This window comes from Saccharopolyspora sp. NPDC002578, from assembly GCF_053592695.1.
Map to the genome: position 1 here is coordinate 174,536 of NZ_JBSFWJ010000003.1, position 10,026 is coordinate 184,561.

Genomic DNA, 10,026 nt, shown 5'->3' on the forward strand with positions numbered 1-10,026 from the left:
TGTTCGGAAGGAAGCTGAGCCGTGAGCCTGGACGTCTTCGCGTGGATCACGACCGGCATCGACCCGCTCGACGTGAACTCGTCGCACATGTACGCGCTCTCGAGCGAGCTCCGCTCGCACGCGCAGAACTACCAGCAGCAGGCGAACGGCATCAACCAGCTCTCGGCGGGCGCGCTGGACAGCGTCGAGGGCGACACCGCCGAAGCGATCCGCAACTACAGCTCGAACCTGACCGGCCAGGTCCCGAACCAGGTCCGCGCGGTCTACAACGCCGCCGACGGCGTCGACATGTTCGGCGTGAACGGCGAGGAGATCTGGTACGAGTTCTACACCACGGCCGCGTTCATCGTGGCCGACATCGCCATGATCATGGCCTCGCCGTGGGGGCCCTTCCTGCTGCCCTCTCGCCTGATGGCCGGGCGCATGACGTTGAAGGCGATCGTCGACCAGGGCAAGGAGATGGCGGGGTCGCTCAACGGCTGGCTGCGCATGGCCTGGCAAGGCATCGAGGAGGGCAACGAGGAGCTCATCCAGAGCGGCCTCCCGCAGGTCATCACGATCGCGCAGGGCAAGAAGAACAAGATCGACGGCGAGGCGCTCTACGTCTCCTGGCTGGCGGGATTCTCGGCGGGCGCCATCATCAGCGGCCTCTACAAGGGCGCCAGCTACAACCAGTTCACCAAGGACCTCTCCCACACCTGGTACGGCGGGTCCCACCTGGAGTTCCTGGGCGAGCTCCCCGTCGAGATGGTCGTCGCGTCCTTGATGGGCGGTGCCGGAGATCCGCTGGGGACCTACATCTCAAGCACCAGCATCGGCTCGATCACCAAGATCTTGCAGAACTGGGCGACCGAGAAGCGGCGCGAGCTCGGATTCGACCAGCACGGCAACCGCATCCCGGACTCGCCGGACCTCGACACCGCGGTGAACCTGCCCGACAAGCCGCTGCCCGAGGAACGGGGCGGTGGCGACCGGTCGTCCGCGGAGAAGCCATCGCCCGGGCCGGTCGAGCCGCCCCCGGTCAAATCCGAGAACCCCTCGACCCAACCGCCTCCGGAGAAGTCCGCCGGGCCGCCCCCGGCGTACACCCCGGTCCCGCAGCAGTCACCGGGGAAGCCGGACACGCCGCAGGGCCTGTCGCCGGAGAAGATGAAGTCGCCGCCGCCCGCGTATTCCCCGTCCCCGGAGAAGGGGCAGGGGAAGTCGGAGCTCCCGACCCGAGGGCAGTCGCCGAAGGGCGGTCAGGAGCCGCCCCCGGCGTACACGCCGAAACCCGGGCAGGCGCCCGTTGCGGGGCAGGTGGCTCCTCCGGCCTACACCCCGGCTCCGCAGCAGTCGCCCGGCCAGGTGGAGCCGCCTGCGGCGCACGCCCAGCAGGGTGGGCAGGAAGCGGTGGGCGGGCAGGAGCCGCCTCCGGCGTACACCCCGAGTCCCGAACAGGTCCCCGTGGCGGGCCAGGAACCGCCGGCGCCCGCGCCGTCCGGTGGGCAGGAAGCGGTGGGCGGACACGAGCCGCCTTCGGCCTACACCCCGAGTCCCGAGCAGATCCCTTCGGCGGGGCAGGAGCCACCTGCGGCGCACGCTCCGCAGGGCGGGCAGGAACAGGTCGGTGGGCAGCAGTCCCCGGTCGATTCCACGCAGCACCAGTCGGACAAGGGCGCTCCGGTCGGTGGAGAGGGCATCGGCGAGCACCGCTCGCCCGTCGAGCAGCAGGAGAACGGTCCGGGCCGGAGCGGCGAAACGCAGCAGGACTCCACGGCACCGCCGCCCGGCGCGCCCGGCCGCACGCCGGGCGAACAGCAGGTTCCGCAGCAGGACGGTGGCGCGACGCCGCCCCGCAGCGATGCGGATCCGTCGCGGCAGCCGGGCGCGGAACCTCTGCCGATCGGTTCGCAGCAGCCGCTTTCCGTTTCGCAGCAGCAGGTTTCCGACACCGCGCCGCGGCTGGGCACCGGCCTGGACGGCGGGTTGCCCGGGTTCACCACCTCCGTGCCGCAGTCTCCGGGGGACGTGCCCGGCGACCAGCCCCTCTCGCCGCAGGACCGGCCCGCGCAGGAGAACGGCCCGGAATCGGGAGCCCGGCCGAACTCGACGGACCCGGACGCGGCCCGGCAGGAGCCGGTCCGACCGGCTCCGGACCGGCTCTCGGTGGACCAGCCGGTTCGCGATCCGGAGCAGGACGCTGCGCGGCGGATCGAGTCCGATCAACACGGCGACCGGCCCGCTGCGCCACGTCCCGTGGCGGAGCAGCAGGACCAGCAGGATTCCGGCCGGCAGAGCACGACCGGCCCCGTGGCCGCCACCACGGGGAGTCGGGGCGAGACGACCACGAGCACTCCGGCGGCCCCGCGAGACCCGGCGGCAGGTGCGGTGCGAGGTGGCACCAACGCCCCCAACCCGGGCATCCGGCGTCCTGACCAGGTCTCGGACGCCACCGAGGACGACGTCGCGAGCGCGAGTCCTCAGCTGTCCCTCGAACGGGAGGCGCCGCAGGAGCACGCTGATCCGCTGTCGACCGCGTCCCTCCCGAACGTCCCAGCGACCGATCCCGGGCAGGCCGAGCAGCGCTACCAGGTCCGGCCGCAGCACCAGGACGACACCGCGCAGCCGCCGCGCGAGGACTCGGCCCGGACCCCCGCGCCGGTGAGCGCCGAGGCCTCGAACCGGGACGCGCGCCGCGACGAGAACTCCCCGCCGCAGCACCGGATCGAGCCGCGGACCGGAGCGACGAACCCCGCTCAGCTCGTGGGCGCGCGGTCGTCGTCCGGCACCGCGGTGCCCGGCACGTCGGCGGCGATCCCCGGCGTGGTGTCGGCGGAGACGTTCGCGAACGACCCGGCCGGGGAGTTCGCCTACAAGGAGAAGCACTTCAAGAACTTCCTCCTGGTGAACAAGCAGAACTACCGCCACGACCAGGACGGCCTGCTGGGGTACCGGAACAACTGCGTCGCGACGGCGATCCAGTCGCTCAACGCCGACCTCCGCCCCGCTCGGGCGGCGGAGTTCGTGGCCGGGCCCAGCGGCATGGTGGACCGATCGCGGGTGCCGGAGTCCGGTCTGCCGCCGATGGAGCTGCAGGAGAACGGGGTCGTCGATGTGCGGGATTACGCGGCGTCCCTGAAGCGCGCCTTCCACGTGCACCACGGCGACGGCGTGGAGGCGGACTACCCCGTCGGAATGATCAGCCTGGGCTACGAGGGCACGCACGGGCACTCGTTCTCGGCGCACCAGCGCGGCGATGACCTGGTGCTGTTCGACGGGCAGGATTGGAGCCTCGCGTCGAATTCGGCCGCCGAGGTGTGGTTCTCGCCGTTGACGTCGACCGACGAGCTGAACCCGGTCTACTCGCCGCTGGACACCGGCGACGAGGTCGATCAGCGGTCCGTCCCGGAGGCCACCGCGATGACCGGGCAGGCAGAGCCGGTGCCCGATCGGCCGGATTCGGCCGCGTTGGTCGAGGACCTGAATCGCGATGGCGTCGTCATCGCGGTGGCCGATGGCCGGAGCTTCGGTCATCAGGCAGCGGCTACCACGTTGGCGAAGTCGTTGCGAGGGCTCGGCGTGCGCGGCGAGATCACGGTCGTGGGCGATGCCGAGCCGATCGCGAAGCTCCGCAGGCTCATCGGGGATGACGACGGCCTGCGGACGGTCGAGCTGGGTTCGCCCGAGTGGCACGGAGCCGGTGATCGCGTCGTGCTGAGCGCCGCGGACGACGCCATCGGACCGGAGAACGTCGAGGAGGCCGCGAACTTCCTGGACCGCTTCGGCGCGAACGAAGCGATCGTGCTCAAGCCCTACCTCTGGGAGACGGGCACTCGCGTGCACCTGTCGCGGCCCGATCCGAACGCGGAACCCGCGATCGTCGACCTCGACCAGCGGATCGACCCGAACGCCCTGTACCGGTTCGAGGTACCGCGCATCGACGATCCCGCGGAGCTCAAGCGCTTCATCGGCGATCACATGCGGGGTGACGACCGGATCGCGGGTGTGCACGCGGTGGTCGACGCGGTGACCGGGCCCGCGCGGGTGGATCTCATGCCGATCTACGGCATGCGCAACGTGGAGCCGTTCGTGCGTCCCGGCGTGTCCGCGCACCTGGCGGAGGGGATTCACGCGTCGAACCCGGGCCGCCCTTCGATCATGCTGGAGATCTCCGATTCGCAGGTCGGGTACGTGCCCAGGCACGAGGCCCCGTGGCTGAGCTACGCCGACGTGACCGACGGCGACCTGAGCGAGGTGATCGCCGGGCTCGGACCGGACGACGTGCTCGTCCTGCGCACCGGCGGCCTGCCGCAGCACGTGTTCTGGCAGCTGTTCCAGCTCGGCGATCTGCCGGCGGCGATCGAGGGCGCGAACGCCACGAACCTCGCGGCTCTCGTCGGCCGGCCGTACCTGTCGCTGCACGACGGGAGCACCCCTTACCCCCGGCACGATCAGGAGACGGCCGACAGGTTGAGCTCGGTCACCCGCGGCTTGACCGGGGGAACGGACTGGACCGCCGCCGCCACCGGGCAGGCCGACGCGCGCAGCGCCTCGGACTTCCTCGACGAGGACAACGACCTGCTCTGGGCGATGAACGCGGACACGGCTTTGGAGTCGCTGGGGACGCTCCGCGAGTACGTCGAGCAGAACTCGGACGACGCGGACATGACCGTCGGCGACCTCGGCCACATGCTCGGACTCCTGCACGGGCGCGGAGCAGAGGTCACCGAGGCGCTCGGTGGCGGGCGCGAGGCCGGGATGGTCGGCCGGATGGTGGACACCCCGGTGGCGACGCGGTGGATGTTCCGGAACGCGGAGCTCCCGATGCCGTTGACCGCGGACGGCCTGGACCGGGTCATGGGAGCGGTGCGTGACGAACGAGCGCGGGTCGGTGAACGGCTGCGGAGCTTGGCGCCGAACGCGCCCAGGCCGGAGAACGTCCAACCCATCGCCGATGCGGTGCGTGAGTTCAGAAACCCTGATTCCCCTCTGGGGCGTTACGTCGAGCAGGCCCACCGCAGCGCGCATGATCCCGCTAACGACCAGGTCTTGCAGGCACTGCACTACCGCGCCGGCGCAACCGTGGCGCCGGAGGGGGCCAGCCGCTCGGTCCGATCGGATGCGGTGGTGGCCGCGCGCACGGCCGACGTGCACCTCGGGCAGGCGCGGCGCGATGTCGAACTGCGGGAATTCATGCAGGACGCCGTCATGGGAAGGTTCACGGGCCACCGTGGGGACGGCGGACACGTCACCACTAGGGGAGCCAGGCTTAACGCCCTCCGTGATCATGTTCGGCAGTTCTACGGCCACGCCCGCGGTCTCCTCTCCGAGGAGGGGGAACGCGGCCCGGTGACGTTGTACCGGGCGATCCGGCTGGGGGCGGCCGAGCGCGCCGCGGGCACCTTCACCGACCGGTTGCCTTCGTCGACGTCGTTCGATCCGGACATGGTGCGGGAGTGGACGCGGAACCGGGGTGGGCGCTCGCAGTACGCGATCTTCGAGATCAGGACCCAGCCCTCGCACGCGCTGATCGCGATGTCGTATCCGCCGGAGCTCCGAGGGCGGCCCGATAACGCCCAGGAGATCAATGCTGATCAGTCGGAGGTGTTGCTGGCGCCGAGTGAGTACATCGAGGTGGGGCGGCGGGTCGAGAACGGCTTCACGATCATCTCGGTCGAGGCCCAGGAGTTGGCTGTTGAGGATGCCGACCAGCTGATCCAGGAGCAGGCGCCCGGAATGGGCATCCCGGAGGCGTTCCAGGCGTTCACTCGCTTCTTCGAGCAGGAATCGATGCGCAGCGCCTACTCCTTCGACCTCGCTGATGCGTCGGCCACCGTGATCGACCGCCCGGACGGACGGTCGCGCTCCTTCGTGTTCACCCGGCCGGGCTTGCAGGCGACGCACACGTTCACCGTGGAGCTCGACGCTTCCGATCGGCGGGTGACGGTGTGGATGACGCCCAGCGATCGCCGCGCGGTCAAGTTCACCTACGACGCGGGCAACATCGACCTGATCGCCGCTTACCTCCGTGATGGGACGCTGCACGACACCGAGCAGTTCGAGAACCTCTTCTTGCCCACCGAGTGGTTGCAGCACCCCGCCGAGATGCCTCCGGCGGAGCCGTCGAACCATGGGACGGAACCGTCCGGCGCTCGGTACGGCGGTGCCGCGCCGACGGCTTCGCCGCAGGTGCTCGCGGAATCGGCGCAGGCCGAGGCGGTGCGCACGAGGGACGTGCTCGACCAGGCGCGGGACGACCTCGCTCGGACTCCGCCGAACACCACCGGGCGGCCGCGGGTCATCTCCCTGGAGACCTTCGCCGACGATCCGGTTCGCCGGGAGCGGTTCGTGCGCCGGTACTTCGCGCCGCAGCTGCGGGTGAACAAGGCCAACTACGAGCGGAACGTCCCCGGGCACCGGACCAACTGCGCCGCCGCCGCGATCAACACGTCCAACTCGAGGAACTTCCCGGAGCGCGCGAGCAGGGGGGAGTTCCGCGCCAGGCCGAGCGGCGTCGTGCAGCGGGGTATGGTCGAGGTGATCTCCGGCCTGGGTCCCGCGCGGCCCCGGTCCTACGCGTCCGTCGAGGGGCACGTCGACCGGCTGCCGCACGACTCCCACGGCCCGCTCTTCCAGCAGCAGCAGGACATCGGGCACTGGCTGACGGTGCTCAACCTGCACGGCTGGGTCGTGTACTTCGACGGGCAGACCGGCGATCTGGGGGCCAGGACTCCTGCGCAGGCGTTGTACTTCTACGAGGCGCCGACCGATCGCGTGATGGCGCCTAGCAACCTGCCGGTGCGGCAGGGCGCGCGTGGGCCTGGTGCGGGTGGCTCCTCCGACGGGCGCAACCCGCGCCGCAGCCGGGGCGCCTCGGCCGCGACGGGACGTCCCGGTACCCGTATTCCCACTTCGCTGTCGCGGTCCGATTCGACCTACATCGCACCGCAGCGCGATCCGGACGCGGCGCGGGCGACCGGGCATCGGCAGTTGCTGGATCCGGTGAGCGAGTCGGTCGAGGAGCCGGCGGCACCGCGGCCGGTGGACGACCTGGGGCAGCGGATCGACGATCCGGTTCCCCCGTACGAGAGGGAAGAGCCGCCGCCGGGGTACGAGCCCGAAGGCCCGCCTCCCGCCTACGACGACGTCGTGCCCTCGAACTCCTCGGGCGGCGAGCAGCGGGACCGGTCCGGGCACGGCGACGGCTCCACCGATTCGCGGCAGCCCACCGGCCGGGGCGGCGCGGCCGGTCCGGAGCGGGGCCGCCGGCACCTGATCGACCAGCAGCGCGTCGTCGAAGTCTTCCGGCCGCGCCCGAATGACCGCGAGGGGTTCGCGGGCGAGCAGGGGAGCGGCTACCAGGCGCTGGAGTCGGCCGTCCGGTACGGCCGAGGTGGTGTGGAGTCCGCGGCGGCGCTGACCGAGTCGGGTCAGCAGGACGGCCGACTGCCGGACGTGGTGTCGGCGACGACCTTCGCCGACGATCCCGTGGGCGGCGCGGACTTCCTGCGGGAGAGCGTCCCGGGCTTCGGCCTGGCGAACCGGCAGAACTACCTCGACGGGGTTCCCGGCAGCGACACGAACTGCCAGCTCGCCGCGGTCCAGGGCGTGAACGCGGATCACCACCCGGAGCGGGCGGCCGAGTTCACGGCGCAGCCGAGCGGCCCGATGTTCCGGCAGGAGGTGGAGGCTCAGACCGGGCTGCGGTTCTCGCAGCAGCCGGACGGGTATTCCAGCGGTGCCGAGTACATCAAGGGACGGCCCGAAGGCTCGCAGGCGATCGTCTACCGGGACCAGGGCGACGGGGACGGCCACTTCTTCCGGGTCAAGAACATCGATGGCCGAGCGGTCTTCCTGGACGACCAGATCGGCTGGTTCGCGGATCTCGACACGAACCCGCTGGAGGTGTGGCTGGCCCCGGTGACGTCGAAGGACGAGTTGCACCTGGCTCCGACACCGCTGGAAATCGCGGGCGAACCCATGCCCGCCGGCCCCACCGGCCGTGGCGCGGGGCTGTTCAGCCGTCGCAAGTCGCGCCCCGGATTCCAGGGCGAGGACTCCCGCGGGCGTTCGCTCGAATTCCGGCGCAAGGACGTCGACCGGGGGACGTTGCGCACCGACGACGGGCGACCGAACGGAATCCTGCTGGAGGCCGACCCGGACCGGGCGGCGCGGGTCCAGGAGTGGGCGCGCACCGCGGACCGCATCCGCGTGATGCGGACGGTCCCCGGGCAGCCGACTCGCGCCACGACGGCCGTCGCGGGTAGCGAGACGGACCCGCCCTTCGACGAGCCGGCCATCTTGGCGCTCGGCAACGGCGACGGGATGTTCAAGCTCCCCGTCAAGAGCGGAGGTCGCACCAGGACGGTGTGGGCGAGCGGCTCCACCGTCGCGGAGTACCTGGTTCGCAGCGACAGGTTCCTCGACCTGCTCTCCGATTCGCAGCGCTCGGGCCACAAGCCCGAGCTGTTGCTGCTGACCGATCCGCTGCACAACGACGTGCTCCTCGCGGACTTGACCAGGCGGTTGGCGCAACTCGGGTACGACGTCGACGTGTTCGTCGGCAACCACCGGTCCTCGCTGCTGCCCGGTGGCCGGATCGCGGTGGCGGACAACCGCGGCCTGGTGCGGTTCCGGGTGCGCAGGCGCCGGGAGACCGCGACCGTCGGCACCTTCTTCCCCCGGACGGTCCGGAAGACCCGGTACGTGGTCGAGCGGACCGCGCTCGCCTCGACCCGGTACTCCAAGGCCGAACTCGCGGAGATCGAGCGCGGCGGGTCCGCCCGCGCCGACGGACGGCCCTCCGCGCAACCCGATCGTCGCGATGACGGAGTTGTCGAGAACGATCACGACGAGATCGGGTCGGACTTCGACGTGGACTCGGACCCGGACGACGTCTCCGACTCCGAGTTCGACCCGGGATCCGATTCCGAGTCCGAATCCGAGGCGGAGGACGAGCCGGGCGGACGCAGGCCGGGACCGCGCACGGAGGGAAGTTCGGCTCCGCGACCGCAAGGCCGCCCCGAACCGGAGCCGCAGGCGAAGCCGAAGCCGCCATCGCCGAAGCCGGCGGCCCGGCCGGAGCCGCCGAAGGCCCAGTCCCGGCCCGAGCCGGAGGTCGGGTCGGGTTCGCGCTCGTCCGACTGGGTTTACCGCGAGCTGGGGGTGCGGCCCGGTGCGCCGGTGCACCACTTGGAGCGCGCGCTCGCGGGTTACAGGTACGCGGGGTCGTTGACCCCTGAGCGTGTTCGGGAGATCGAGAGCGCGCTGGCGGAGTTGTCGCAGTCCGGTGCGCAATCCCAGCCGCAGTCGGCGTCGAAGCCCGAGCCCGAGCCGGAACCGAAGCCCGGGCCCGGCCCGAATCGACCGGCCGAGTCCGAGCCCGAGCCGAGAACTCAGGCGAAGCCGGAGCCGAGGTCGAAGCCGGGTTCGCTGGAGTGGGTCTGCGAGGTCTTGGACATGCCGCCGGGCACCCCGGTTCATCGTCTGGAGCGCGCTTTCGGTCGCCTCAGGGAGAACCCGGGTGAGGTCGGTCTCCAGCGCATCCAGGAGGTCGAGGATGTGCTGACCGCCCTGAAATCCGGCGCGCAGCCGTCCGCCGGAACGCAGCGACCGCCGCGCCCGACGTCCCAGCCCCAACCGAATCCGAAGGCGGAAGCGAAGGCGAAGAAGGAAGCCGAGGCGAGGGCGGAAGCGAAGGCCAGGGAAGACGCGAAGGCGAAGGCGGAAGCGAAGGCCAGGAAGGAAGCCGAGGCGAGGGCGGAAGCGCAGGCGAAGGCGGAAGCCAAGGCCAAGGAAGACGCGCAGGCGAGGGCGGAAGCGAAGGCCAGGAAGGAAGCCGAGGCGAGGGCGGAAGCGCAGGCGAAGGCGGACGCGAAGGCCAGGGAAGACGCGAAGGCGAAGGCGGAAGCCAAGGCCAAGGAAGACGCGAAGGCGAGGGCGGAAGCGCAGGCGAAGGCGGAAGCCAAGGCCAAGGAAGACGCGAAGGCGAAGGCGGAAGCGCAGGCGAAGGCGGAAGCCAAGGCCAAGGAAGACGCGAAGGCG

Annotated in this window: 1 protein-coding gene; it reads left to right on the forward strand. The window is 71.1% G+C overall.

Going from position 1 to position 10,026, the window contains the following annotated elements; all coding sequences use genetic code 11:
* Positions 1–21 precede the first annotated feature (21 nt).
* The coding region (locus ACWD38_RS03365) for a toxin glutamine deamidase domain-containing protein (protein WP_450123247.1) at positions 22–10,026 on the forward strand (10,005 nt) is incomplete at its 3' end.